This window comes from Gimesia sp. (assembly GCF_048260065.1).
Taxonomy (GTDB): Bacteria; Planctomycetota; Planctomycetia; order Planctomycetales; family Planctomycetaceae; genus Gimesia.
Map to the genome: position 1 here is coordinate 14764 of NZ_JBLXHC010000024.1, position 26741 is coordinate 41504.

General features: G+C 49.6%; 17 protein-coding genes. 9 read left to right on the forward strand and 8 right to left on the reverse strand.

What is annotated here, in order from left to right:
* Positions 1-41: 41 nt before the first annotated feature.
* From ACN0YN_RS28405 to ACN0YN_RS28415, 3 genes are all read left to right on the forward strand, one after another.
* The gene (locus ACN0YN_RS28405) at positions 42-1346 is read left to right on the forward strand and encodes an ATPase, T2SS/T4P/T4SS family (protein ID WP_417388273.1); all 1305 of its coding nucleotides are present in this window, start codon (positions 42-44) and stop codon (positions 1344-1346) included.
* Between the two features lie 177 nt (positions 1347-1523).
* A complete protein-coding gene (locus ACN0YN_RS28410; protein ID WP_417388274.1) occupies positions 1524-1772 on the forward strand; it encodes a hypothetical protein in 249 nt (82 codons plus the stop codon).
* Positions 1773-2197: 425 nt separating this feature from the next.
* Complete coding sequence (locus ACN0YN_RS28415) at positions 2198-2377, forward strand: hypothetical protein (protein ID WP_417388275.1); 180 nt, start codon at positions 2198-2200, stop codon at positions 2375-2377.
* Positions 2378-2586: 209 nt separating this feature from the next.
* Here the strand turns inward: ACN0YN_RS28415 and ACN0YN_RS28420 are convergent, their stop codons facing one another.
* Entirely contained in the window at positions 2587-4320 is a 1734-nt protein-coding gene (locus tag ACN0YN_RS28420; RefSeq protein WP_417388276.1) for an alpha-keto acid decarboxylase family protein, read from the reverse strand.
* Positions 4321-4500: 180 nt separating this feature from the next.
* The gene (locus ACN0YN_RS28425; RefSeq protein WP_417388277.1) at positions 4501-8169 is read right to left on the reverse strand and encodes a family 10 glycosylhydrolase; all 3669 of its coding nucleotides are present in this window, start codon (positions 8167-8169) and stop codon (positions 4501-4503) included.
* A 420-nt stretch (positions 8170-8589) separates the two neighbouring features.
* On the opposite strand from ACN0YN_RS28425, the gene ACN0YN_RS28430 reads away from it, so the two are divergent.
* Positions 8590-10530 carry a hypothetical protein gene (locus ACN0YN_RS28430; protein ID WP_417388278.1) on the forward strand — a complete coding sequence of 647 codons (1941 nt, stop codon included), beginning with the start codon at positions 8590-8592 and terminating at the stop codon, positions 10528-10530.
* Here ACN0YN_RS28430 and ACN0YN_RS28435 read toward each other — a convergent pair.
* Positions 10527-11939, reverse strand: coding sequence for a 6-phosphofructokinase (locus ACN0YN_RS28435; protein WP_417388279.1), 1413 nt, complete (start codon positions 11937-11939; stop codon positions 10527-10529). The two genes, ACN0YN_RS28430 and ACN0YN_RS28435, sit on opposite strands and share 4 nt — an antisense overlap.
* Positions 11940-12287: 348 nt before the next feature.
* Between ACN0YN_RS28435 and ACN0YN_RS28440 the strand changes: the two genes are divergently transcribed.
* Positions 12288-13505, forward strand: coding sequence for a S1C family serine protease (locus ACN0YN_RS28440; RefSeq protein ID WP_417388280.1), 1218 nt, complete (start codon positions 12288-12290; stop codon positions 13503-13505).
* Between the two features lie 62 nt (positions 13506-13567).
* Here the strand turns inward: ACN0YN_RS28440 and rpmA are convergent, their stop codons facing one another.
* The 3 genes from rpmA to ACN0YN_RS28455 all read right to left on the reverse strand — a co-directional run bounded on the left by rpmA (position 13568) and on the right by ACN0YN_RS28455 (position 16624).
* Positions 13568-13819, reverse strand: a complete 252-nt coding sequence (gene rpmA, locus ACN0YN_RS28445; RefSeq protein ID WP_144985837.1) for a 50S ribosomal protein L27 — start codon at positions 13817-13819, stop codon at positions 13568-13570.
* 166 nt (positions 13820-13985) lie between these two features.
* Positions 13986-14825 (reverse strand): hypothetical protein, encoded by an 840-nt coding sequence (locus ACN0YN_RS28450; protein ID WP_417388281.1) that lies wholly within the window; start codon positions 14823-14825, stop codon positions 13986-13988.
* A 452-nt stretch (positions 14826-15277) separates the two neighbouring features.
* Positions 15278-16624 (reverse strand): serine/threonine protein kinase, encoded by a 1347-nt coding sequence (locus ACN0YN_RS28455; RefSeq protein ID WP_417388282.1) that lies wholly within the window; start codon positions 16622-16624, stop codon positions 15278-15280.
* A 464-nt stretch (positions 16625-17088) separates the two neighbouring features.
* Between ACN0YN_RS28455 and ACN0YN_RS28460 the strand changes: the two genes are divergently transcribed.
* The gene (locus tag ACN0YN_RS28460) at positions 17089-18381 is read left to right on the forward strand and encodes a CPBP family intramembrane glutamic endopeptidase (protein WP_417388283.1); all 1293 of its coding nucleotides are present in this window, start codon (positions 17089-17091) and stop codon (positions 18379-18381) included.
* On the opposite strand, the gene ACN0YN_RS28465 is transcribed toward ACN0YN_RS28460, so the two are convergent.
* Both ACN0YN_RS28465 and ACN0YN_RS28470 read right to left on the reverse strand, forming a co-directional pair.
* Positions 18368-19717: a cytochrome c gene (locus ACN0YN_RS28465; RefSeq protein ID WP_417388284.1), complete on the reverse strand. Its 1350-nt coding sequence runs from the start codon at positions 19715-19717 to the stop codon at positions 18368-18370. The two genes, ACN0YN_RS28460 and ACN0YN_RS28465, sit on opposite strands and share 14 nt — an antisense overlap.
* A 37-nt stretch (positions 19718-19754) precedes the next feature.
* Positions 19755-20579, reverse strand: a complete 825-nt coding sequence (locus ACN0YN_RS28470; RefSeq protein ID WP_417388285.1) for a PIG-L deacetylase family protein — start codon at positions 20577-20579, stop codon at positions 19755-19757.
* A gap of 201 nt (positions 20580-20780) precedes the next feature.
* On the opposite strand from ACN0YN_RS28470, the gene nadA reads away from it, so the two are divergent.
* The 3 genes from nadA to nirB all read left to right on the forward strand — a co-directional run bounded on the left by nadA (position 20781) and on the right by nirB (position 26733).
* Positions 20781-21770 carry a quinolinate synthase NadA gene (gene nadA, locus ACN0YN_RS28475; RefSeq protein ID WP_417388286.1) on the forward strand — a complete coding sequence of 330 codons (990 nt, stop codon included), beginning with the start codon at positions 20781-20783 and terminating at the stop codon, positions 21768-21770.
* A 561-nt stretch (positions 21771-22331) separates the two neighbouring features.
* Positions 22332-23711 (forward strand): MFS transporter, encoded by a 1380-nt coding sequence (locus tag ACN0YN_RS28480; RefSeq protein ID WP_417388287.1) that lies wholly within the window; start codon positions 22332-22334, stop codon positions 23709-23711.
* 61 nt (positions 23712-23772) lie between these two features.
* The gene (nirB, locus tag ACN0YN_RS28485; RefSeq protein ID WP_417388288.1) at positions 23773-26733 is read left to right on the forward strand and encodes a nitrite reductase large subunit NirB; all 2961 of its coding nucleotides are present in this window, start codon (positions 23773-23775) and stop codon (positions 26731-26733) included.
* Positions 26734-26741: the final 8 nt, after the last annotated feature.

A 26741-nucleotide genomic window follows, 5' to 3' on the forward strand; every position in this document is an offset into this window, starting at 1 on the left:
TGTTCAATTAGGCACTTAATCTGTTTCAAGAGGTATCTCTGGTGATATTTGGCTTTGGAAAATCCCGGGAAGAGGAAGAAGAAGAGTTCGAAGAAGAAATTGAGCCGGTCTCGTTTCAAGGGGCACTCAATGGCCAGCCTGCGAATCTGAAAGACAACGCGCGGCTGGTAAAAGCAGGCCTGATGCCTGCGAAAAACATCATTACCGACGGACTGGTATTGCGTGCAGAGCTCATCCGATTTGAACCAAAGGGGGAACGCTACCAGGTCCTGTTTTATGTTGATGGTGTCCCCAGCCCTGGCCCGAAACTCTCCAAGCAGCAGGGAATGGCGGTTGTGCAGGTCATCAAGCTGCTGTCAGGCTTGAATATCCAGGAGCGCAAGCGCCCCCAGACAGGAGGCGTTGCAGCGGAGCTGGAAGAAGTATCGTACCAGTTGCGCGTTGCAACCGCACCGACACAGGATGGTGAGCGGCTTTCCGTCAAAGCAATCAACCTGAAATACCCGCTGGATCGAGCAGACGACATCGGCTTCACCGAGGAAATCAAAGACAAGATTCGTGAACTGAGTACGGGCCGCAGTGGGTTGATCATGGTCAGTGGTCCTCCTAACTCCGGCACAACCACCACGACTGTTGGTGTGGTGCGTTCGGTCGATGCCTATCAATACACGATCTTTGCATTGGCTGACCCTGAGCATCGCGAATTGAGTCATATTGCGACCCTGGAAAAAAAAGAAGGGGACACATTCGACGATGAATTACGCCGCATCATCCGGATGGAAGCAGATATCATCTATATCTATCCTATTACCGATGAACAATATGTCGCCAGCATTCTGAATGTCGCCGATGAAATCACGATGATTGCGGAACTTTCAGCGAAAGATGCGATCTCCGGTATCATTAAATACTGCAAACTGGCAGGCAGTCTGGAAAAGGGTGTGAATTCGCTCAAAGCGGTTGTTGGTCACAAACTGATCAGAACGCTGTGTGATCAATGTAAAGAAGCGTTTCGCCCCAATCCGAAGCTCATTGAAAAAATGGGGCTTCCCAAATCCACAAAAATGCTTTATCGACCGCCACGCCAGACCGTGGATGAGGATGGCAATGAGATCGAACCCTGTGAAAAGTGTGAGGGCTTGGGATACTACGGTCGGACACTGATGCTGGAAATGATCGAGATGACGGACGAAATGAAGAAGCTGATCATCAGTGGTGCCGAACCTGCCAAGATCAAAGCGTTTGCGAAAAAGCAGGATATGCCCAGCTTCCAGAAAGATGGTATCCGACTGGTCGCCGAGGGTAAGGTTTCCATGGATGAACTGCAGCGTGCGTTCAAATCGTAATTGAACCGACGATTTCCTCCAGCAGAATCGAATTCATAGATCGCCTGTGACATCAGGGAAAATGCGCAAATGTTTCGGGCTGACCTGGCCGATACTATGCTACGCCCCACCTGATCCCCTCTTGCAGATCGCTTCGATTCCACCTTTCAAACTTCCTCCACTTTCGCGAGGCTTCCTATGATCACACGCTCCAGAATGATTGTGCTCCCTGCAATTCTTGCTGGTTTCGCCATCTATCCGTTTATCACTTCGGTTCCAGAGCAAAGCAGCGAAATTACCCCCAAGGCGTTACCGGAATCCTATAGCAGAGATGTGGTTCAGTATTATCCTGATGAAGCTCAGGGACAGTTTGCTGACCAGCGTCAAATTCTGGAAGCGTATAAAATAGAGCGCTCCCGCAAATCTGCTCAATCTGCGCCTCAGTAAGCATTCCGCAGTCTGAGTTTAATTCGAATCAAAGCTGTATAGAACAGCTGAGGTCCCAACACAGACTTTCAGATTGACGGAGCAATCAGTGGCCATGCGATCACAATCCGCCATATCTATGTTCTGCGGAGTTTCTTTATACAAAATCTTGTCCGATTAAGCAGAATATACCGAAGATTCCGGTTTTGCGTGTCGATAAAAGAAGTACACACGTTGTAGTTTTGTGTGACCTTGCAATCACTTTACATCAAAGTGACTGGATTCAGTACAAGGACGGACTGTTCCCAAGGTGTTCCCGGCTCCTGTCTTACCCTGTTTACACGTCTCCCCAACAGGTGCCATTTGACAACTTTATCATTCCGAGGAAAATCATGGTGATTCGCCAGCTAAAAAATTGGTCAAGTGTTGGAGTTCTGGGTTTAGCATTGATCGGATTAACCAGCACCGGTTGCCAATCCAGCATTGGTGGCCAGACATTGCCTTCAGCGTATTACCTGAATGACGATGTGCAGTTCTACCCGGCAGGTCCTGAAGAACAGCTCTACAATCAGCGGGAAGTACTGGAACAATACAAGCTGGAACGCAAACTCCAGCAGGATCAATAATCATTCATTGAAAACTCCAGCAGGCGTGGTTTCGATCCGCCTGCTGTTTTTACCACAAGCGACTCCAAACAGGGGGGACCCTTTCGCGCCTTATGACGGTTCAATGCGCTGGATTATTTGAACTGTCAGCGAAAGGATATTAGCCGGACGCAGAGAACGGGACTCTCGCCCGGCTTTTTTCATTTTTCGGTTTCCAGACCCCCTACCGCTTAGAGCGTCTTCGACATCTTATCGGCCAGGCGAGTGAGAGCCGGGCTGACGTCAGTTGGCTTAAGATGCACGTTTATGACACTCAAGCTGTCCTTATTCGCCAGGGCGGCTTTGATGGCTTTCTCCAGGTCACCTTCCGTACTGACTTCGAAGCCCCAGCCCCCTCCGATCAGATCGGTAATATTATGATATTTCCAGTCGGGAATATCATTGAATGGGCCTTCCTGCAGAAAACGCTCGGTCGTATACCCCTTGTTATTGAGTACGATCACAATCGGGTTGAACCCCAGTTTGAGTGCCGTCGAAAGCTCTAGACATGTCATCTGAAAAGCACCATCGCCGACCAGAACAATCGGCCTCAGACTCTGATTCGCCACCTGTGCTCCCAGAGAAGCAGGGATCGCAAATCCCATTGATGTATAATAAGCAGGGCTGAGGAACTTGGTATGCGTATTGATCATCAGATCAACGGCCCCGAACAGGCAGTCGCCGACATCGGTGACGACCACCGTCTCATCAGTCAGGATCTGATTGATGCTTTCAAAGAGATGTTTTGTCGTGACAGGCTGTGTCGGTTTGACCTTGAAATCAGCCTGCTGCGGACGGACATTTTCGGGAATTTTCCGGGTAACCACTTTCATTTTCTGCTTTTCCAGGGCGGTTACAAAGTCCGAGAAAATCACATCGTGAAAGTGATGATAGCTGATCCGCAGCTTTTCGCTGGTGGCATAAATACATTTCCCCGGATCCAGATGCGCGGTATAAATTCCGAGATTGATGTCCGTCATAAATGTTCCCAGGAGAATGACACAATCACTCTCCTCGACATATTTCTGGACCTCGCCTCGTCCCATCGCTCCTTCATAAACTCCCAGGTAAAGCGGATGCGATTCGCTCACGACTGACTTTCCGAGAATCGTGGCACACATCGGGATGTTAAACTTCTCAGCGAAACCGAGCACTTCTTCCCGTAAACCAAAGCGATGAACTTCAACCCCTGCGATGATCACAGGCTTCTTACTGGCTTCAATCAGTTCCTTCGCTTCTGCCAGCGATTCCCGCAACGCATTTTTGTCACTGACGGGCTGACTGTCATCAGGCACATGGGGGATCACAGCCTGCTTGTGTACGCAGTCGCGAGGCAATTCCAGATACACCGGTCGTTTAAACCGGACACACGCTTCCAGACACCGGTCGATTTCCTGGAATGCCGTCATGGGATTATCGAGTAACGCTGTTGCAACGGTTATCTTTTCGAAGACATCGCGTTGTGTATGAAAATCTTTGACACGATGATGGAGCAGGGGATCTGTCGCTCGCTCTGACATGCCTGGTGCGCCACTGATGACAATCACCGGAGACTTTTCTGCATAAGCCCCCGCAATCGAATTACACAGGCTCAAACCGCCGACACAATAGGTGACACAGACGGCTCCCAGACCATGCACCCGGGCATAGCCGTCCGCTGCATAGCCGGCATTATCTTCACGGGTCGTCCCGATGACTCGAATCGGACTCTCTTCCAGCATCCCATAAAACTGCAGCACAAAATCGCCGGGGATACCGAACAGATCGGTGACGCCATAATCCTGCAACCGCTGCACCAGATAACTGCCAATCGTGTGCACTTTTCCGTTGCGTTTTTCAGATTTGGAACGCGAAGTCTGTTTCGCGGGGATACGTGATCTCGTTGAGGCGGGCTTTGAACTGGTTGTGGATTTTCGAGCTAACATCTCAATTCCTTCCTTGCGTATATGCTGATTCATTCAGAGAAATTGTGACCTAAGATCTTTCTACTATTGATTATAACAGACAGAAGGAGCCGAATAAGCAACAATCCCATAAGCCACTTATATCACAGCACTTACGGCACCGCATAGTCGCGTAAGACAGGCAGGCAGAATTTAACTGGCTCACCTCTGGAGCAGTTTTCGGATTCCTCTTCGCTCAGCATGCCTGACCGGAGCCTGTTCACCAGCGGGCGTGGCAGGCAGTTCAGCTGTATCTCCAAACTGCCCCCAGTAGCTGCATAAAAGTCGGTAGCAGTCGAGATAGCGCTGTGAGTCCCAGGCCAGGGCAAGCGTCGAAACCAGTTTGGTCAACTGGCGATCATCCTCAGGGGAAATCTGATGGATCTGTAGATCAACGTCATCAATCCACAATTTCTCTGGCCCCAATTTTTCAACAACGATGTGGGCATTCTGAATCTGATCTGCAGGGATATCTTTGACACGAAACAGGTATTTGCGCCATTGCTGATCCACTGAAATAATCGCGGACTGCACTTTTAATTTCCCGTTCTGCTCCGCCTCGAGTGCAATCCGCACCTGCATATCGCTGGCCTTCGACTTCATCCAGACGCTCATGTTCAAATAGCGGGAATCCTGAAGTGGAATTTCATTTGTGCGAAGAAAGTTACTCCCAGGCACATTTCCCAGAACCAGTGACGTTTTTCCGGAGTGGGCTTCGGTCGAATCGATGGTCCAGGCATTCCCCTGAGATGCTTTTGTCTCCCAGCCTGCCAGGATGTAGTCGCGAGAACTTTTACTTTCAAAATCGGCATGAAAGACAACTGCCGTCAGTTCATCCATCGACTGATGCAGTTTAACCAGACTTTGTTTCTTCTGTTCGATTCTGGCCTGCAGATGCATGAGATCCTGTTCGGCGATATTGCATCGAACTGACTGGACCTGAATTTGTGAATCATCGATCCGAAATGCCTGAAAATCAAACGGCTCAAGCGAGACGGTGTACCGACGAATTTCTGTCCCCGACTGAGTTACAGGTAACGCTTCACCCGATTTAAGCGAAATCACCGGCGCCTTCGAAGGAGCCGTCAATTCAATCACAACCTGGCAGGAATAGGGAAAATCATTCACCAGGTAGAAATAGGCTTTCTCTTTGCCGCGAGACAGGCGGGTTACGACCGGTTGTGCTGTTCCTTCCACAGTCTGAAAGGGGCGCGACGGGAGTTGCTGAAACTGACTGCGAATGGATTCGGTCGCACGCTCCTGCCCAAACGGAATCGTCCAGCCTCCATCAAAGATAAAATAAGGATCCTGTCTGGCAATCGAATGAATATATCGAATTCGATTACTTTCACCAGCCGGTGTTACCTGTGAAACCAGCCAGGTAAACGCTGGCTGCCAGGGCGAAATCCGGTCAAATTCAGCAATCCGGATTTCGACCGGATCGTGATAGTATAAAGCGCCGCTTAAGCGAGACTTAAATGCGTCATCAACCGATGGATGTGAATTCAGAACCTGGGCTAACGCGGAGTCCTGCTGCTGTGAATTATAATGACCGGGTCTGAGCACAACCGCATTTTCGATCTGATCATAGTGTGTAAAATCCAGCCCCATTTCCATTAAAACAGGCCGAAAGATGGTTCCTGCTTTGAGAGCGGTGATCACATCTCCTTCACTGCTGCGAGAAGGCAGTAGTTCCCGTGCAGAGAAAATGATCTGTGCATCAGGAGCTTCTGCCTGCAACACATCCGCTAACAGTTGATGCAGTTCGCGGATCTTCTGACAACGCCATTGTGTCCACTGTGGCAAAGCCGCTGTCGTCAGATATCGATACCGATCCTGATATCTGCTTGCCGGCGTGCTGAAGGGAACCTTAATCCCTGTCTCTTTCTGAAACTGCTGAATCGTCTGATCATCATAGCCCCATTCCAGTCCCGGCAACTGCAGGTAACCATTCAGGCTCAATTGAACGGCAACTCCCTGGAATGAGGGATGCTGTTTATAGCGGACCACCAGTTCACGGAATATTTTCACGATCTCGGCCTGAACCCTTGGATCCAGGGGATTATAAAAAGGCGCCTGTCCGCGGGAGGTCCCTTTGGCTTCACGCCAGGTCTGTCCAGCAGAATTGACCAGTTCAATCCCGGCGGAACTTCCGGATGCATCATGCAGCATCTGTTCCAGTGAATTCAGCATGGAAGAGAACTGCAATTCCGGAACCAGGGTTAACTTTTCCCGATTAAAAATCTGGAACAACAGCTCCAGCACATCCTTGCGTACGACATCCTGCCCGGAAGAATGATAGACACCAGAATCGTAACGAGGCGTTGGTGCCAGGAACTCGGAAGGATAAATGGCGCTTCCGTCAGCGGAGACAGCCATCAGCACACTGTTGAAGTGATGGTAATTTAAGTAGTAAGCCAGATGCTCACCCGCTTCGCGAAAGGTCTGCCAGTCATCCAGGCTGCGATTACTTTTACTATCCAGCACCTGCGTGGCACCAAATATTTCTGGCAACAATGGTTTCTGCAGGTAAGGCCCGGTCAGTCGACTTTTTTCAGTGACAGCGCCAGTTTCACCTTCAACAGTAGTTTGCGAATTTAAACGGGCAGGAAGCTCATAGACTTCGACTTTTGTCACTTCCGCTGGGTTTGCGGTCCCCAGACTATGAAAGATCAAAATGGGATTATCCACTTTAGGCCAGAAGAGTACTTCGGCCTGCAATTCATCCGACTGGCTGGCAGCAGTTACTTCAGTCTCTGTCTGATAAACTCCGGAATCGATCCCGACGGGAACCAGTTGACCGGCAGCATCCGGTTCCAGAATACTGAAGCCCAGTCTGGCACCGGTTCGTCTCGGGTAGGTTAACAGCAGTTTGTGAGGTCTGTGTAGACTTTTAACCCTCAGGTGGCATGCCGACCAGGGGGGATGCTGTGTGCCGGACTGCTCTATGGCTGGATTGGCTTTGAAAAATGACTTCAATGAACTCCTGAACCGGCTGCCTGGACGACGTTTAATCAGATCATGATGGTCGAGCGGACCATTCAGGGTAAATTCATCCACCAGATCTCCGGAATCCGGAATCAATGCTTTGATATGCGGTTGAGGCCGTTTTTGTGAAAGAACAGCAAACTGAACTTCCGCGCGCTGACTCCCCAGGGTCACCACCAGATTGTATTCACCTTTCTCTGGTGCATTGACAGATAGGCCAACCCCCTGTTTCAACAGCTCCGCACGATCCTGCGTGGGAAGGGGAATTGCCCCTGACAGAACGGGCTCCGCGGTTCGTGCCCGCTGGATATTCCAGTTCAATTCATTGCCAGGTACCACGGATTTGTCGAAGAGGAAATGCGGGAACGCCTGAATTTTAATTTCTTCACCCGGCTTGAAAACAAGATGCGGGTTCCTGATCTTTAAGGCAAATGCGTCACCTGGCGCCTGCTGTACGATCAGTTGCGCAGCCGTCTGATTGACGGGCAGAATGACTTTTTGAACCAAAATATCCTTCAACTCAAACTGCTGACTCAAAGAGACAAGGGAATCGTCCCGATCCCGCACATGAACCTGGAGTTTTGCATCAGCAACGCCACGGACCGTAAACTCAACGCTGTTAAACACACGCCGCGAGTGCGGCTGATAGCGAACCGTTTGCCCCGCTGACTTCAGGACGGCAGCTTCATCTGCGTCCACGCCTAGCGATTTTGCTGAAAGCAGTTCACAACCCGTGAACTCGAACTGTGCTTCCCAGTGACGGGGAACCGATTCTCCCCACTCTATCCGAATCCTGACTGGAATCGTAAGCGCATCTTCGGCTCCTGCGTTTGCAGTAGCCAACGACACCATCCAGAGGATTGTCCAAGTAATGATTAAGGTTCGTTTCACAGAAACCTACTTTACCGTGTGATTAAAGTCCGGAATTCGGGGGCCCGCTCGAATTGAGCAATCGATTGAATGCCAACAGGCTGTGAAGAAATGAACTAAAGGTGAGCAGGGGGATTATATGGATTTCCGAATCTGGGCCAAGGGCAATTATTTTCTAAAAGTACACCAAAACATGTGAATTTCCCCAGGAACCATCTTGACTCAAATCCATAAAAATGCCAAAAGACGCTTCCTCTCTCACAGCTCGCTTCCGGGCTCTCAAACCAGAAGCAGTTGTTACTTACAATTTCTGAGCTCTTCACAGAAGCTGCTCCGAAATTATAAAAACCAATCTCACTCCTCTCAAACCCCCAATACCTACCTGGACTAATCATGATGTTAAAAAACGGTTTCTCTCTGGTAAGCTGCGTTTTCCTGCTGGCATGTGCAACCGGTTGCGCTTCGCTGGTTGAAGTAACAGCGATCGAACAGTTTTCGAAGGCCATCGAAAACGAAGACCTTAAATCGCTCAAACATCACACGACCATGAAATTCTCGAAGGTTGCCTTAAGGGATAAGGCATCCATGGATGATCTGAAGGTCCTCAAGATTCCTACAGGGGAAACGACGATTGTCGAAATCACGGACATCTCTGAAAATCACAAGAAAGTGGTCGCAGAAGTCGGTAAAAACAAGAAAAAACTGCTCTATGAACTCAAACGTGTTACGAAAACAGGTGAGTGGGTTGTCGATGATATTTATATCAACCAGAAACAGAAGAATCTGAATGTGATGAAATCTGTCACTGAGCAGATGGACCTGCTGCTCACTGTCCGCGAATTCGTTGCTGCCTGGGAAAAAGGGAATCGTGACGACATCCTGGAAACAACAGATGGCGAATTCAAAGAAAGCCTGGAACAACTTCACCCGGCCTTCCTGGCGAAACTTTCAAAGCGAGTCGCCGGCGAATCCAAAAACACGAAGTACCGCCGCCCCGACGCACAATTGGATACAAACATTGCCATTATCCGACTGCCTCGTCGCTCAGGAGAAATGGTTATTTCCATGAAGCTGAAGGACGGGAAATGGAAAGCCAGCGATGTTGCTGTTGAGTCCAGGGTGGATGGACAACATCTCGCTTCTGCCAAAAAGCAGGCAAAAATGTTACTGGCAGTCAGTCACTTCCTTGATGCCTATAACCAGAACGATAAAGCGGAACTCAAAAACTACTCAACGGAACAGTTTTTCCGGGGCAGTCTCGATTTTGCAGATCTGAAGCTGGCTGCTTTACCTCACTCACAGAATGCGGCAGCTGACTATGAACTGAAAATCGAAAATAACATGGCAAACTTTGTCACCCAGAACGATGGAAAAATGATTAATCTATCGCTGGTCAAAATTGAATCAGACGAAATTGATATTCCAGATAAATATCTGATTGAAGAAGTCACACTCTTTCAGGATCAGGGAAGTCAACAGGTCACTTTGACTTCGTTATTCTCAACCCGGACGATCACAATGGTATTCAGTGAAGCGTTAGCTAAACGCGACATGAAAATCCTGGACTTCAGTTCGACTCCCGACTTCTCAACCCGCGTCTGGAAACAGGTCGCCCCCCAACTGGTTTCTCAGTTGCCTTTGAATGAGATCACTGAACCGGGATTTGAAATTCTGGATATTCAATTCAATGGTGCCATCACAAAGGTATTCGCTCGACAGGGAAATCTGCCCGTCACGTATATTTTAAGAGAACATCTGGGACAACTGCTGGTCGATGACATTCAACTGGACCTGAAAGGCCGTCCTTCTTCAGTGAAAGATACACTGGAAATGATGATTCGAGTCCAGAACTATGCCTTCTCGATGCACGAACAGAATATTCGAAATCTGCAGCGTCATTCCTCACGCGACTTTAATGAACTGGTATGGCGACAGGTAGACCAGGTACCACAGACCGCCTTTAACATCCCGGAACTCCTCATGTCCGATCTTGTCAGCCTCGAAATTAATGAAAATGAAGGCTACTCCCGAATTCAACTGGGAAACAAAGAACGAGGAGCGACCGTCCTGTTTATCAAACAGCAGGGACAATATGTGGTGGACGACATCATGATCAATTCTGATTCGGTGGCCTCGCGTTATCTTTCGACCAAGAAAGAGCTCCGTATGTCAATGGCTGCCACTTCAGGCACCTTGAAGCAGCAAGCGGTCCAGGCAACCTATACGATCTCGAACGAGACTGTTCCCGAGAGAATGACAGCACCGCGTGCGGAACCGGTATCCATTCCAGAGATTCAACCAGCGGCATTCGAAATCCCTCAAGAGGAGCCTTAAAACTGCTCGGAGTTTTCCGACATGACATCGGAATTCAAATATCGAATATGCTTGTGAACGCTGACATTGATGCTTTGATACCGGGTTTTCAGATGCCCGGTATCAAACAGGTCTTCGCGTAATAATTCCAGGTCATCAGATCCGACAGCATTCGCGAAGATCTTGGACAGGTAGCTGACTCCCAGTTTGGAAGGCTGATAACGGTGCTCATCGTAAAAGGCAGGGTGCAGAGTCCGCGGATGAATTCCGCGCCAGGCATCTCGGAGTGAGTTCCCGTTGATCGAACTGACATAAAAACCACGCTGCTCATTCCACTGCAGAATTGCGACATAGTTATTCTGTCTTTGCACGAGCAGATCAACGGCCTTGCCTCCCAGCTGTGTTGCGTAGTGACGGTCAAAGCGAATCGGACGTCCGCCACGTTGCGTATGTCCAATCTTACGTGTGAAAGTCGCCTGTTTTGCCTGTTCATGTCGTTTACGGGAGACGAAATAGTGATCTCCCAGGGAGTCGATCAACATATTCTGCAGAACTTCTGCTGCACCGGAGAAGATAATATTACCTGCCGGATCAACGCTTTTTGAGATATCTCCCAGTCGTTTCCCTTCATGGTCTCGCAATCCTTCGCCAATGACGATCACGACATTTTTCTGCGTTTCATACAGATCCCGGACGCGACGTTCGAAGCGTTCGTAATCGAGTGGAACCTCCGGTATCAGGATAATATCGGGCTGGCCGTATGCTGCGCCTAATGCCAGATAACCGGACTCTCGTCCCATCACTTCAATGATGGCAATTCTGCGATGGCTCTCTGCTGTCGACCGAATGCGCTGTACCCCCTGCACACAGACATAGACGGCGGTCGCATATCCGGGAGTCGCAAAATTGATGATATCATCCAGCTCCAGATCCAGCTTACCTGGCGTCTTGCGAAATTTTTCTTTCTTCGTCTCGGGATTGACTTCACGGATCCATTCATTGGGTTCGTCAGGATAATTCAGCCCCAGGTCATTATCGATGGTTTTCGGAGCCAGGACACAAGGCATGAACTGGGAAATCGGCTGCATCCCATTCAGGGTTCCATCGCCGCCGATGCAGATCAGTCCTTCGATCCCCAGTTGATCGAGTCTTTTTTTGACCATCTGCAGCTCACCAGCATGCGATTCATCAATATACGTTCGAGATGAACCGAGAATCGTGCCTCCACAGCGGGGGTCGAGCTCAGGCAGTGTTGAATAGAGTGGATTCAAGCGAATATGGGGGACGTTGGGATCAAGTAAGCCACCGAAGCCTTTAATAATTCCTACCACCTGGACCCGAAGCTCATTGGCTCGCTCGACAGCCCCGAAGATCGTGGCGTTTAAAGCCGGGGTGTCTCCACCTGCTGTTAAAAGTGCAATCCGACGCATCTCAATCCTTTCGTCACGCTGAAACGGGAACGCTTCTAAAAAAGTTAAGTCTTTTCGTAGATCAGAACTCAAACTGTTTTGCATCCTCTGCAAATGACTGTTTGAATTCCTATTTACGCTGGCGGGAGAATTGTGATAATGATTTTGCGATCTCTTGGCTGGTGCCTATTTTACCAGCATTTGAACTTCACCGACTATTCTGGCAAGGAATTATGATGGAGTTCAGTCCAGATTCCATGCTTATTTTAAAAATTCTTTCAAAAACGAAGTTCTCAATCATTATTCTCGAGCCCCCGGGCTTTTTGTTTTACCCAGTTTGCTGGAATTTCGTGTAGTTCGAGGTGTCATATGAAATATGTACTTGGATGTTTTTTTTCTGCGATCATCGGTGGTCTGATCGTTGCTTCATTTGAATCTCCCGGAACAGATTTGATTTCTACCTCTGAGGCTCAGGCGCCTCCCCGTCTTTCGGGTCCACAAATATTACCTCCCACACCACTGGTCAAGGAGCCGCCTCAATCAACTGCCAATAAGACGCTGTCCGTCCCTGACACCGCGCTGTTCAATCAGCGTGGCTTGTCTCCGGAAGAAGAAATTAATGTCAGTGTGTATGAAAAGTTGAATAAAAGCGTGGTTCACATCACAACCAAAAGCACGAAGACAGACGGGTTTTTCCTGCTGGAATATGATACGGAAGGGGCCGGCTCCGGCGCAATTATCGATCAATCCGGGCACATCCTGACGAATTATCATGTGATCGAAGACGCACAACAGGTCAACGTGACGCTGTTTAACGGGAAATCTTATACTGCCAAGTTCGTGGGCGCTGATGCGATTAATGATATCGCCGTCATCAAGATTGAAGAGGAACCGGGCGTCTTGCAGCCGGTCACGATGGCTGACTCCAGTAAACTAAAAGTGGGGCAGCGTGTCTTTGCCATTGGGAACCCGTTTGGGCTGGAACGAACGATGACCTGCGGCATTATCTCCAGCCTGAATCGCTCTCTGAAACTGCGCGGCAATCGTACTATCAAGTCGATAATTCAGATCGACGCCGCCGTAAATCCGGGGAACTCAGGCGGCCCCTTGATCAATTCGCACGGGCAATTAATTGGAATCAATACCGCCATCGCCAGCAGTACAGGGCAAAGTTCCGGCGTAGGGTTTGCGATTCCGTCTAATCTGGTTTCGCGCGTTGTCCCCCAGCTACTGACTCATGGCCACATGATTCATCCTGAAATCGGGATTCAACGCGTGTATGAGACGGAACAGGGACTGCTGGTCGCGAAGCTGACTCCAGGCGGGCCGGCGGAAGCCGCAGGGATTCGGGGTCCCAAGATCGTCCGCCAGAGAAGGGGACTGATCACAATTGAGCGTGTGGATCGTGGTGCCGCTGATCTGATCGTCTCCGTTGATCAGAGACCTGTAAAAACAGCATCGGACTTCCTGGATTACATTGAGAGCAGGAAACCGGGGGACACCGTGGTTGTCACGGTTCTGCGCGGAAAAGAGCAGACTCCCACGAAAGTCTCTGTCACGCTCACTGCAGGCCACACAAACCGGTAATAAAAAAGGCTTCCTGAATCTGATATTCAGGAAGCCTTCGTTTGTGTCTTGATCGGACGAGTTTAGTTCAATGCAGGCTCAACGTTGATGCGTCGACCTTCTTTATCGAAGTAAACTTTACCTTCCACCAGTGAAAAGATGGTGTAGTCGCGGCCCATACCCACATTTTTCCCGGGGTGCCACTTTGTTCCACATTGACGGGCAATGATGTTTCCTGCCAGCACGCTTTCGCCGCCGAACTTCTTAATTCCGCGTCGCTGTGCTTCGGAATCACGACCGTTACGACTGGAACCTTGACCTTTCTTATGTGCCATTACTTCATTCCTCAGGTAGCAAAAGTTGCCCCTGTGCAGGAGCATTTTAAGAAAATACTGTTAATTGAGGCCGTATATTGGCGAATTCGACCTGAACTTGCAAGAGATAATCCGTTTTCTGGACAACTTCCCACTATTTTTCGGCAAGAATCGAATTGAACCCGGCTCAGGAGGCTGGTTTGGCTTCCATGTTCAGGTCTTTTATCATCTTAGCCGCATCATCGGGATCATCGGGCAGGTAAACCCAGTAGGGTTTGCCTTTGGGGCGGAATTCATGTTCCTGCTGTCCAAATTCATCGCCGGGACGCCAGTACTGCTGAATTAGAGTTTTTCGCCAGGTTTGCATTTTGCCATCAGGGCCTTCGACCTTCTTATAACCGTTCGAGAGACCGGCAAACGAAACCGTGAAATAATCCGTCCCGGGATCAATGCCGGTCCAGAGACAGATACCATAAATGGCATTCTCCTCTTTGGATTCAGGCAGTGTTACAGGAGGCAGTTCACCAATGATATCCACGGCGTTTTTGAATTGATGACGTTCCCGCTGATTGATGATGAGTTCCGCTTCAGGAAGAATCTGATTGGGGTATTTCTTCTGTTGGCCGTTATCATTCGTAATGAGAGTGATTTCCGGAACAAATAACGGGGGCCCCGGTGGAGGAACTTCGGCGTTTTCAGGGGTAAACTCGTTAGTCGAATTCGGTTGTTCAATGGGACGCAGCACACATTTATAAACCAGATACCAGACCAGAGTTTTCTCTTTTTTACCGGTTTGCGGGTTTGTCAGATCCAGCCGTACCATGCGCATTGGTTTGAAAACGGTATCCAATACCCATAGAGATTTCTGAGATGCCAGTTCCTCACCTGTAGCAGCCAGATCCGGGCTGATCGAAAACCCGCGATTCAACATATTTTTCTGAGCAAACGCCTGATTTCCCTGGGGAATAAATAACAGACAGCTGCAGGCAAAAAAAGTGGCAAAAGAACATTTGAGTGATGGACGCATGAAATACCCCGGTGTGACTCATCGATCCGAACAGAACGTGGTTTAACGTATTAAAAGTATATCGTCTCATCACGGGAAATTCCCACAGAGACTTTGCTGAAACAGGCTGAAAACCCTAAGTACTGCCTCCAGAACTCGAATCCAGTGTCGCATGTACACTTCGTACGCAATCTGCAGGGTGAAAATGAGAACTTTGATATGTTATCGACTATATCAGTGCCGGGAATGGACGGTCAAGCACTTGATTTAAGATCTCATGGGAATCACACGTGATTCTACGCGCGGATGTGGGTTCGCCACAGTTTTAATGACTGGTATGGCTCTTGCGAATCACTCGCTCCCTTCACAATCCGTCTCGCAAACGGTATCTGGATGTAGAACTGTAGCTCAGAAAACCGTGATCATTACAACCACTACAAACGGACCTGCTCAACCTGGGTCAATACTCCCTTTTAATGGAGATCGTGACCGGTCAGTTTCTTTTCCACATCGTCAGCATGCTGGGCAACAGCGATCACACTTTTTCGAATATCCTCAGCATCCACGGTGGAGCGGGGGAAGGTATCCACCATGACAAACTTCGTTTCACCATTCACTTCACGAATCGAAATCCCGCCATGTGATATTTCTGCATTCAGTCTGAGTGCTTCTTCATAATACTCCGGCTGCGCATCACAGCAGGTGCTGTAAATCAGTAGCAGCCGCTCGTGCATCTGATGGTCGCTCGGCTCGATGAAGACCGTCTGCTTGCGATCTCCTGATTGCCGTACTTCCAGAATGTATTGTTGCTCTTTGCGCTTCCAGGAAACCAGTCCGTTATCTGCAAATGCCTCGTGAAGCATCGCTTCGATATTCTGCACCTGTCCCAGAACGGCATTCAGAAACAGCGCGGCCATGTAGCCATTCTGAAATCGATTCGCGGGACTCTTGTCGAGCATCAGCGAAACGCATTCAGAAATCTCCAGAGGGATGTCGGGGCAGAGATCTCGTACGCTGGGAGCAGATTTTGTCGTGACATCCTGAATCAGTGAATTGAAATTGGTCCCTCGATGCGGCAGTTGCCCGGTCAGCAGTACAAAGAAGCAGACCCCGAGAGAATAGACATCGGAAGTTGCCGATGCTGGTGCGCCCTGAAACAGCTCGGGAGCCATGTAATTAGGGGTTCCTGCCAGGTTTTGTGATGTCATCAGCTTTTCATCGGCGTTGATCCGTTTTGCCAGTCCGAAATCAGCAATCTTGGGAATTCCGGTTGCAGTCAGCAGAATATTTTCCAGCTTGAGGTCCTGGTGAATGATCCCTTTCACGTGTGCGGTTCCCAGGCCGGAAGCAACCTGAGCGATGAGAGAGGTGGCGTGCAGAGGCATTAAAGGTCCGTCCTCACGAACCACATGACTTAACGCACGACCGGCAATCAGTTCCATTTCCAGAAAACGGTATCCCCGTTCTTCACCTATCGCATGCGCGGTGACAATGTTCGGATGGTTGAGCGTCGCGACAGCCCGTCCTTCATGTAAAAAACGCTCAACATACTCAGGATCACGTTCTGCCAGATGCGGCAGCAGAATTTTCAAGGCACACTGGCGTCCCAGGTCACGGTGCGTCGCCAGATACACCATGCCCATACCGCCACGCCCAATCAGCGACTGACAGCGATAGACGTGCAGATCCTGACCGGTAATCGGATCTTCCCATTTCGTACCCTCGTCTGCAAGTACTCCGTGATTCTGGACAACGATTGTTTCCTGCAGGTCAACAGCAGAGAGATCATCGACCACAGCACCACAGTCAGGGCAGTGCACACAGCCTTCTTTCTGAGAAAACGTCGCGTTACAATTCGCACAATATTGCAACTGGCAGTGTTGGTCTTCTATTTCAGAATTTGAATCCGGAAGCATTTCAGAATCTTGCCCAGCAAAACGGGGAAAATCAGTAAAAAATGACTCTTTCATAACAGGGCCCTGCTGCTATCATAACCGTTTGTGAGTGAAATGAAATCATGACTTTTCGATGAGCGCAATTCCGTCTCTGGCCAATTCGTTCTGCAAACCGGAATATTTCAGAAAAAATCCCGGTTTCCTCGAAAAAAATCAAATTCTAACTCCATCAAAGCGACTATTAAGACATAGACTGAATGAGAGACGTTCTCCGCTTTCTTATTTTGCATAAGTCACATAAAATCCTTTAAGTTATACACTTAAAACGCATCCTTCACGGCAAATGCCGAGGATCCTCACTCTATATTTTCCAGAAACTGATAATCTCTATGGCTGCCTCCGAAAATCCCTCATCCGAGCAATCGGAGCCTGTATTTGATTCACTGGATGAGACTGAAGAATCGCAGACAGATCTGTACTCAGAGGAATCGAAGGGAACACTCGAGAATCTTCTGAACGAAGCAGTGCAGACTGCCAACGCAGAAGATGCGCCGCGTCTTAACGACGTGTCACCTGATGTCCGGCCACCGGGTCCCGGGCTCTTTGAATCGTTCTTCTGGATGATAGGTGTGATTGTTGCCCATTTTGCAGGGATGATCGTATTCTTAATCGGCTTCTTCGTCTTCCTGATCGCAACAAACCAACTTCCCGACACGAGTGACAAAATGCGCGATCAGCTTACTGGTCTCACAGAGACTCATACTCTGGAACTGGCCGGAGTTGAGCAGGGTGTTTTCGTCTTCATCGTAATGGTAGCGGTCGCGTTGCGTTTCAGAAAAGGTGTGCTCGCCAAGTTGAACCTGCAACCCTTTGCTGTCTCAACCGGTTTTCTGTTATTGATCTGCGTGTTACCACTGTCCCTGCTCTCAGGCCAGTTGTACAAAATCTCCTTTGACGTCTGGACCGTCTTTACAGAACAGTTCCCCTGGCTTCAGCAGTTTGACCAGATGCAGGCGATGGAGATGGTGAAGGGGATGGCTGAAAAGAGTTCATTGTGGGCGCTGATCCTGGTGGTCGCAGTCTGTCCCGCGATTGGAGAGGAACTCGTCTTCCGCGGTGCCATCGGTCGTGGACTGCTGGCCCGTTGGGGGCTGATCCCCGGCATCCTGATTACTTCGTTCATGTTTGGGATTGTCCACATGCATCCCGCTCATGCCATTGCCGTCATTCCCCTGGGAATGTTCATGCACTTCGTCTATGTCGTGACCAAGAGTTTCTGGGCTCCGATGCTGGTGCATTTTATGAACAACGCCTTCGCGGTGACCGTGGCCAAAACAATGAGCGAACTCCCCGAGAATGCTGCTCGTCTGGGTGATGAATCACAGGCCGTCCATCCCATGATCAGCCTGGCGGCCGCTCTGTTCCTGACAGTCGTATGTATCTATCTGTGGAAGACCCGGGTCAGGTACATCAAGCCGAATGGCAGCGAATGGACACCCGGTTATCTTTCCAATGAGCAACCACCAGAGAACGCACCCATCACCAGGGAACGCGCCTCAGCAGCAGGGTTTTATCCTGGTCTGGCATTTCTGTTTTTGAACTTCCTGGCAATGATGTATCTGTTCGCCATGCAACCCGAAGCAGAGGCAGGGTTCCTGCAGTTGTTCATCAAAGCGTTTTAAGATATTCCAGAACGGCTTTCTTCTGTTCCTGCGTCAGTGTATCAGGGTAATCGTGTCCTTTGGCTGATTTTCCAAACTGGCTCGTATCAAAATAGAGTCGTTTTTGCACGGCTGAGAGCCCCGCTGGCATTTTTGAAAACGTCTGCACTTCCAGCCCGACCTGTGTCTGATCGTATCCGTTTTCCGTGCGTTGCCAGATGACCGGTCGTTCCTGTGGATTCAAAACGTGCCACAAGGTTGGCACAGAACCATTATGAAAATAAGGTGCAGAGGCCCAGACTCCGTTTAAGGGAGGGGCCACATAACCGCCCGGGTCTTCTACTACAGCATCTTTACCGTACCGGCTCAACCAACTCTCGTTTAAGGCAGCACGATATGCAGCAGGTAATGAATCCAGACGGACGGGATCAGTCTTGAGGTCTGAAATCGGAACCGTCTTGAGCGGATAGGAGCTCTCTTTCCCATAAGTGCCGTGGCAGTCGGCACAGTGGTCATTGAATACAAGTTTTCCGTGCGCGGCCAGTTTCTCATCAATCGACCAGCGATAACGGGGAGCTTCCAGAGATTCAATGTATGCCATGATATCTGCAAAGTCGGCTTCCCACTTTTTGATTTTCTCCGCATTATTTCGTGGAATCAGAATAAACTGCATTAATACGCGGTGATTCTTCGTCATGAAGGCGTCCGCGTAAATCCGTGATTTGTATTTGACGTTCCACCACGGTTGAGGATCCATATCATGGTGCAGCAGATTGGGAACCGGACGGCTCCTGTCAAAATTCATCTCTGCATCACGGAGGGAGTCGAGCACCACGCCAAAGATCACAGCATTCGTGGTGCCATGCGTAGTCCCCAGGGGAATACCGATCGCAGCCAGATCCATGTGGCTCAGTTTTTTCAACTGCTGCAGTTTGACCTTGCTCACATCTTCAGTCAGGGTGTGCAAAGCGATATGGCTGTTGGGGGCACCCGGAATGACCGTGCCTGCCACTTTGCCTCCGTGGCAGGTAAAGCAGTTCATCACCCACTTTTGCTCGGGTGTCACCACGTATCCCAGCGGTGCTTCTTCAGAACCGGGTCGGTGCATGATTCCATAATACGAAAAGATCAGTTCCCGGCGTTCTGCGGGAGAAGCCTGTTCGGCTTTCTCTTTCCATTCGTCAGGCCAGACTTTCCACAAGTCGTCCAGAACTTCCTGATCAAAATCAGGCGGTAAATAAGCCTGGGTGGTCAACAGGCGATACCCCCGTTCGGCGGGCGTCTCTTCGGCAACAGTAGAGTCAATGTTCGCTGCAAGACAAGCGGCAGCGATCAGAAATAGAACGGATCTTCGCATGGGACTGGTATTTCTCAAACGTTAAGTTCACATGGTATCAGGGGAGAAACGGAAACAGGATTTTGCGATTCTCATCAGTTAACGGGGAACCATATTCGCAGGGTTCAAACGCTTCGATCAGTTGAATTTCCCGCCCCCGTTTTTCGCCGTAAGTCTGAATGACTAAATCACGATAGCGGTCTGCCAGCGGGCCGATGCGGTCTTTCATTTTTTTGCTGAGAAAAACTTTGCGCTGCCCGGGATCTGCGGGAACTTCATCTTCATAAAAGTGATTATAGGGAAGCCAGTCATAAAACTGGGACTGATGACAGTCCAGAGCGTCAATCATGCGATCCCAGACCGGCTCTACGTCAACAACAACTGTCGGTGAAAACGGGTAGGGGCGGGTAAAATGATCAGAAAGATACGCAATGACCGGGTTCTTCCGCAGTGCGGGGACATCAGGCACAATGGGAGGCACCGTCACCATATAGGCGGCATCGCAGACCAGCTGTGATGTGTATCGGTGATCAGGGTGATAATCATTGGGCCGATGGGTGAGGATCAGATCGGGCTGGAAGACACGAATCAGGCGGATGATTTCAAACCGGGCTTCAATGGTCGGCTGCAGGTAACCATCACGGTTATTCAGCACTTCGTATTCAATGCCCAGTGCTTTTCCTGCCGCAGTGGCTTCTGCGCGTCGTATCTCAGCTAATTCGGTCCCCGACAGTCGTTGATGCCCTGATTCGCCATTCGTCACACTGACGAATTTCACAGTGTGTCCAGCCTGTTGATACAAGGCTGCTGAACCGCCTGCTTTGATATCGCAATCGTCCGGATGAGCGCCAAAAACCAGGATTCGTAATGATTGATCTGTCATAGAGTTCTAAACCTTCAGGTAATTATATAGAATATCCACCACTTGACGAGGATCATATTCCATTAACAATAGTACTGTATTTGTACTCAAAAGGTTTCAACTCATCCAGATTTAACTGATTGAAGTTATTGAACTTTTGAGCGGTAGTCCGTGTCTGCAACAGATATGAACTATAGACACGTATTCTGAAGGTGAAAACTAATGTCGTTGCCCACAATTGATCACAGTGATGAAATCTATGAAGATCCCCTTGATCTGATGGATGAAATTGAATCACTTAAAAAGGAAAAGGATGCAACACTCCTGGCTCACTTTTATATCGACGGTGAGATTCAGGAAATTGCTGATTTCACCGGCGACAGTCTGAAACTGGCCCGCGATGCGGTCAACGTGAAGACATCGACAATTGTGTTTTCCGGCGTGCATTTCATGGCGGAATCGACCAAGATTCTCAGTCCCGAAAAAACCGTACTGCTGCCGGACCTGACTGCCGGCTGCTCGCTGGCGGACAGCTGTCAGTACGGCGATCTCGATCAGTTTCAGCAGAAATTACGTGCGGAAGGGCGTGATTTTGAAACGGTCGCCTACATCAATACCAGCGCCAAAGTGAAAAGCCTGTGTGACTGGATCGTCACCAGCGGCAATGCCCGGGAAATCATTGACCGGGTCCCCTCAGACAAAGAGATCCTGTTCGTGCCCGATCAGCACCTCGGCCGTTATCTGCAGGAAGTGACCGGAAGGGAAATGATTCTCTGGCCCGGTTCCTGCATGGTGCATGAAATCTTCAGTATTCAGGATATGCTCCGGGCTAAAAAGAATAACCCTGGCTCGCTGGTTCTGGCACATCCGGAATGTCCGCATTCGATTCTGGAAGTCTCTGACATCATCGGCGGCACCGAAAAATTACGTCAATACGTCATGTCAGTCAAAGAGCCGGGAACATTCCTGATCGCGACCGAAGCGAATATGATTCATCCTCTGCAGAAATCCGCTCCGCAGCACACCTATATTCCTGTCCCCGGCATCATGGCTTCCTCGGGTGAGACGTGCGCCTGCAACCGCTGTCCTCACATGGCCAAGAATACGCTGCAGAAAGTGCGCGACTGCCTGAAATACGGCAAACCAGAGATCGAATGGCAGCCCTATTTCGATCAGGCGAAAGACGTCTTACAGAAAAGTCTGCTGCAATAGTCTAAGTCTTTCACTGCATATTTTTTATGCCCATTTTCTATGCAAGATGAGGGAAACACTGCGTATTTATTAGAGTGAACATACGAATCTATCAATTTTTTTTGATGGATAGAAACCGAAATTTCCTCATAAATAACAGTACATTCTGACAAATCCCTTAAAGATGCCTCTTTCTTAAGATAGTTGTCTTATTTTCTGGCATACACTTTGCCTCTTCATGCAAATGTCACTGCAATTTCATGTGATTTCTCAACACCTGAATTGCCATTCTTTGAACCACGGTTGCGCTGACTGTGAATTCAAACAGACTATTTGAATAGAAGAGCAGCTTATCACGATAGCAATAATTCTGGGCCTGCTGCGAGCTTGAGATCCATCTCAAATAACGCTCTCGTTGATGAACTAAACCTTTGGCTTCATCCCCTCCAGTCTTGTTGGCTCCGGTCTCCCTCTCATATTTCCAGGCTGATTTTGCGCCTGATGATTGTCTGAAAGAGAAATTGCTATCGCTTGAACTCTCACAGAACACGTTCTCAGACATCAGCAGAAAGTATTCAGGAAATGGAAATTCAAAACAAAGCAACCAGAATCAATCTGTTTAATTTCACCACGCCACAAATGCGGGCGTTTCATATGTCCTGGTTTGCTTTTTTCCTCTGTTTCTTCGCCTGGTTCGGCATTGCACCTTTGATGAAAATCGTACGTGCAGAAATGAGCCTGACCCAGGAACAGGTTGGCTGGTGCATTATCGGTTCGGTTTCGATTACCGTCATCGCCCGACTGTTTATTGGCTGGCTCTGCGATCAGATTGGCCCCCGACTTGCTTACACAGGGCTGCTGCTGGTTGGTTCGCTGCCTGTGATGGGAATCGGATTCGCCCACGACTATACCACCTTTCTGCTGTTCCGAATTGCGATTGGAGCGATTGGAGCTTCCTTCGTCATTACGCAATATCACACTTCCATCATGTTTGCCCCGAATTGTGTCGGTACGGCGAATGCGACCTCTGCCGGTTGGGGAAACCTGGGGGGAGGCGTGACGCAAATTGTGATGCCTCTGATTTTCGCCATGTTTATTGGCGTACTGGGATTCAGTGAATCGATGGGCTGGCGGGCTTCGATGTTCGTTGCCGGTCTGGTCTGTGCACTTACGGGAATTGCCTACTATTTCCTGACGCAGGATGCTCCAGAGGGGAACTTCAAAGAACTTCGCGCAGCAGGAAAACTACCCGAAAAGAAAATGCAGAAAGGGATGTTCCTGAATGCCTGCAAAGACCATCGGGTCTGGGCGCTGTTTGTGATTTATGGTGCCTGCTTCGGTATTGAGCTGACCATCAACAACGTCGCTGCACTCTACTTCCAGGACTACTTCGACTACTTCAAAAAAATGGAGACTGCAGAAGCCATTCGACTGGCAGGGCTTTTCGCGGGTCTGTTCGGCCTGATGAATATTTTTGCCCGAACTCTGGGGGGCATCTTTGCCGACCGGTTTGGCCAGAAGTGGGGCTTGAGCGGTCGAGTCAAATGGTTGTTTATCGCTGTGTTCTGTGAAGGGATTGCCTTAATGGTCTTTTCGCAGATGAATGTGCTGGCAATGGCCATCCCCTCTTTAATCATTTTCAGCCTGTTCGTGCAGATGTCAGAAGGTGCCACTTACTCAGTGGTTCCCTTCATCAATAAAAAAGCACTCGGGGCGGTTTCCGGAATCGTGGGGGCAGGGGGTAACGCTGGCGCTGTCACAGCAGGATTTCTGTTTAAGACGGAAGCGATTCAATGGCCCACTGCATTATTCATTCTCGGGGCGATTGTGACCTGCTGTTCCTTTCTGACCTTCGCCGTTCGGTTCAGTGAAGAATCAGAAGCAGAGGCTCGTCTGGCTCATGATTCTGCCATCACACTGAAATCTGGTGATAAAGAACTGGCCGCTTCCCTGGGGCAATAACTGATTGACTGCGAAAGACAACAAATTACGCGCTCCTCTGATTTAATAAGGTATCGATAAAGTGATTCAGCAATCTTCCGGACAACAGAAAAATGTGGTAGTGATCGGAAACGGCATGGTGGGCTTGCGGATGTGCGAGCAACTGGTCGAAAAAGATCTGGCGCGGGAATACAAAATTGTTACCTTCTGCGAAGAACCACGTGCCGCCTATGACCGGGTAGGACTCACACAGTTTTTTGCTCACAACGATGCTGAAAAACTGATGCTGGCCAGGCAGGAATGGTATGCGGAAAATAATATCGACCTGCATCTGGCCGATCGTGCTGTCAGCATCGATCGCCAGAACAAAACAGTCCGCTCACAAAAAGGGATTGAGATCCCCTATGATAAAGTTGTCATCGCGACCGGATCATACCCGTTTGTACCGAATGTGCCTGGGATCAAAAACCGGGGCGTCTTTGTTTATCGAACCATTAACGATCTGGAACAGATCATCGCCTACGCCGGACATTCCCAAAAAGCAGCAGTAATTGGCGGCGGTTTACTGGGACTGGAAGCAGCGAAAGCCGCCCTCGATCTGGGACTGGAAACACACGTTCTGGAATTTGCACCTCGACTGATGCCTCGCCAGATTGATGATGCAGGCTCCAAGGTCCTCGTTCAGAAAATTGAAGAACTGGGAGTCCAGGTTCATTTAAATAAAGCCACAGACTCTGTTCTGGGAGAATCCAGCGTGAAAGGCATCCGGTTCCAGGATGGCGAAGAGCTGGAACTCGACATGATTATTGTCTCCGCAGGGATTCGTCCTCGGGATGAACTCGCGCGGGAATGTGAACTGGAAGTCGGCGAACGAGGCGGAATTCTGGTCAACGATAAGCTGCAGACATCGGACCCCGATATCTATGCGGTAGGCGAAGTGGCTTTGCATTCCGGAATGGTCTACGGGCTGGTCGCCCCTGGTTACCAGATGGCAGAAGTCGCAGCTACTCACCTCTGCCATGGGGAAGCTGAGTTTACCGGCAGCGATCTTTCCACAAAACTGAAACTGATGGGAGTCGATGTCGCCAGCTTCGGCGATTACGAAGCGGGACCAGACGTTTCAAAAAGCCTGACATTCGAAGACCCGTTTAACGGCGTTTATAAGAAACTCGTTTTCAACAGAGAAGGTACCAAACTGCTGGGCGGGATTCTGATTGGCGATGCCTCTGACTATGGCAGCCTGTCGATCCTGGCGAAATCCAGCGATGTACTTCCCTGTAAGCCACACGAACTTGTCGTTGGTACTGGAGGGGGGATTCCCGGAAGCAGTGCCGCTGACATGTCGGATGACGCACAGATCTGTTCCTGCAACAACGTTTCGAAGGGACAAATCTGTACGGCGATCAAAGAACAGAATCTGAGTTCCGTCGATGAAATCAAAGCCTGTACGAAAGCGGGCGGTGGTTGCGGGGGCTGTCTGCCTCTGGTCACGGATGTCTTTAAAGCCGAGATGAAGGCAGCGGGAATCACGGTCAGCAATCGACTGTGTGAGCATTTCGATTATTCGCGTACTGAATTATTCGACATCATCAAAGTCAAAAAACTCAAAACCTTTTCTGCAGTGATTGAAGATTGCGGCTCCGGTAACGGATGCGAAGTCTGTAAACCGGCAGTGGCTTCTATACTGGCCAGCTTGTGGAATGAGCATATCATCGATCACTCCAGTTTACAGGACACTAACGACCGTTTCCTGGCGAACATGCAGCGCGGGGGACTCTATTCGATCGTACCTCGCGTTCCCGGCGGTGAAATCACTCCGGAAAAACTGATCGTACTGGGTGAGGTCGGCAAAGAATACGGGCTCTACACAAAAATCACCGGTGGTCAGCGCGTCGATTTGTTCGGGGCCGAAGTGCATCAACTCCCTGAAATCTGGGAGAAACTGATTGATGCCGGTTTTGAAAGCGGGCACGCTTACGGCAAAGCATTACGAACTGTGAAAAGTTGTGTGGGGACCACCTGGTGCCGCTACGGAATCGGGGACTCGGTCGGTTTTGCGATTCGACTGGAAGAACGCTACCGCGGAATCCGGGCACCGCATAAACTGAAGGGGGGCGTCTCGGGTTGCGTTCGCGAATGTGCCGAAGCCCAGAGCAAGGACTTTGGACTGATCGCGACCGAACATGGATATAACCTGTATATCTGCGGAAACGGCGGTGCCAAACCACGGCATGCCGACCTGTTCGCTTCGGACCTGGATGAAGAAACCTGCATCAAATACCTGGACCGGTTCCTGATGTATTATATCCAGACCGCAGACAAATTGACGCGTACCGCGACCTGGCTAGAAAAGCTGGAAGGGGGAATTGACTATCTGCGCGAAGTGGTGATTGAAGACAAACTCGGGATCTGTGATGAACTGGAAAGTATGATGCAGTCCCTGGTCGATTCCTACCATTGTGAATGGAAAGAAGTCGTCACCAATCCTGAAAAACGACGGTTGTTCGAGCAGTTTGTCAATACGGATGAGCATGAACCTTCCATTGAAATGATCCCGCAACGTGGACAGACACGACCTGTTGACTGGGCTCCTGACTTTGTCGCATTCGACGACATTAAGCAGCCAGAGAAAAAGTCTGAGCCGAACGGTGAGCCGCGAGAGTGGGTCAAAGTGGGAACCGTCAGCGATTTTCCGGCGGACTCCGGTTCAAGCGTCAAATATGGTAATTCACAGATTGCCGTCTTCAACTTTGCCAGTCGCGGGGAATGGTATGCCTGTCAGCAGATGTGTCCCCATAAAAAGGCAATGGTGTTGTCACGGGGAATTATCGGTGATGCCGCAGGAATCCCTAAAGTGGCCTGCCCGCTGCATAAGAAAACTTTCTCTCTGGAGAATGGTTCCTGCCTGAGTGGTGAATCTGAATATGAAGTCCATGTCTTTAAGGTTAAAATAGATGAACAGGAAAATGTGTACCTGGAATTACCGGACTCCAGCGTACTGGACGAACTGATCAATCACACGGAATGTGCTGGCGCTCACTAAGCACAGGT

Excerpts from the sequence above, each read along its gene's own strand:
- ACN0YN_RS28410 (WP_417388274.1), top strand. The coding sequence starts at position 1,524 with ATGATCACACGCTCCAGAATGATTGTGCTCCCTGCAATTCTTGCTGGT.
- ACN0YN_RS28440 (WP_417388280.1), top strand. The coding sequence starts at position 12,288 with ATGAAATATGTACTTGGATGTTTTTTTTCTGCGATCATCGGTGGTCTG.
- ACN0YN_RS28460 (WP_417388283.1), top strand. The coding sequence starts at position 17,089 with ATGGCTGCCTCCGAAAATCCCTCATCCGAGCAATCGGAGCCTGTATTT.
- ACN0YN_RS28470 (WP_417388285.1), bottom strand. The coding sequence starts at position 20,579 with ATGACAGATCAATCATTACGAATCCTGGTTTTTGGCGCTCATCCGGAC.
- ACN0YN_RS28480 (WP_417388287.1), top strand. The coding sequence starts at position 22,332 with ATGGAAATTCAAAACAAAGCAACCAGAATCAATCTGTTTAATTTCACC.
- ACN0YN_RS28465 (WP_417388284.1), bottom strand. The coding sequence starts at position 19,717 with ATGCGAAGATCCGTTCTATTTCTGATCGCTGCCGCTTGTCTTGCAGCG.
- ACN0YN_RS28420 (WP_417388276.1), bottom strand. The coding sequence starts at position 4,320 with ATGTTAGCTCGAAAATCCACAACCAGTTCAAAGCCCGCCTCAACGAGA.
- ACN0YN_RS28450 (WP_417388281.1), bottom strand. The coding sequence starts at position 14,825 with ATGCGTCCATCACTCAAATGTTCTTTTGCCACTTTTTTTGCCTGCAGC.
- ACN0YN_RS28435 (WP_417388279.1), bottom strand. The coding sequence starts at position 11,939 with ATGCGTCGGATTGCACTTTTAACAGCAGGTGGAGACACCCCGGCTTTA.
- rpmA (WP_144985837.1), bottom strand. The coding sequence starts at position 13,819 with ATGGCACATAAGAAAGGTCAAGGTTCCAGTCGTAACGGTCGTGATTCC.
- ACN0YN_RS28430 (WP_417388278.1), top strand. The coding sequence starts at position 8,590 with ATGATGTTAAAAAACGGTTTCTCTCTGGTAAGCTGCGTTTTCCTGCTG.
- nadA (WP_417388286.1), top strand. The coding sequence starts at position 20,781 with ATGTCGTTGCCCACAATTGATCACAGTGATGAAATCTATGAAGATCCC.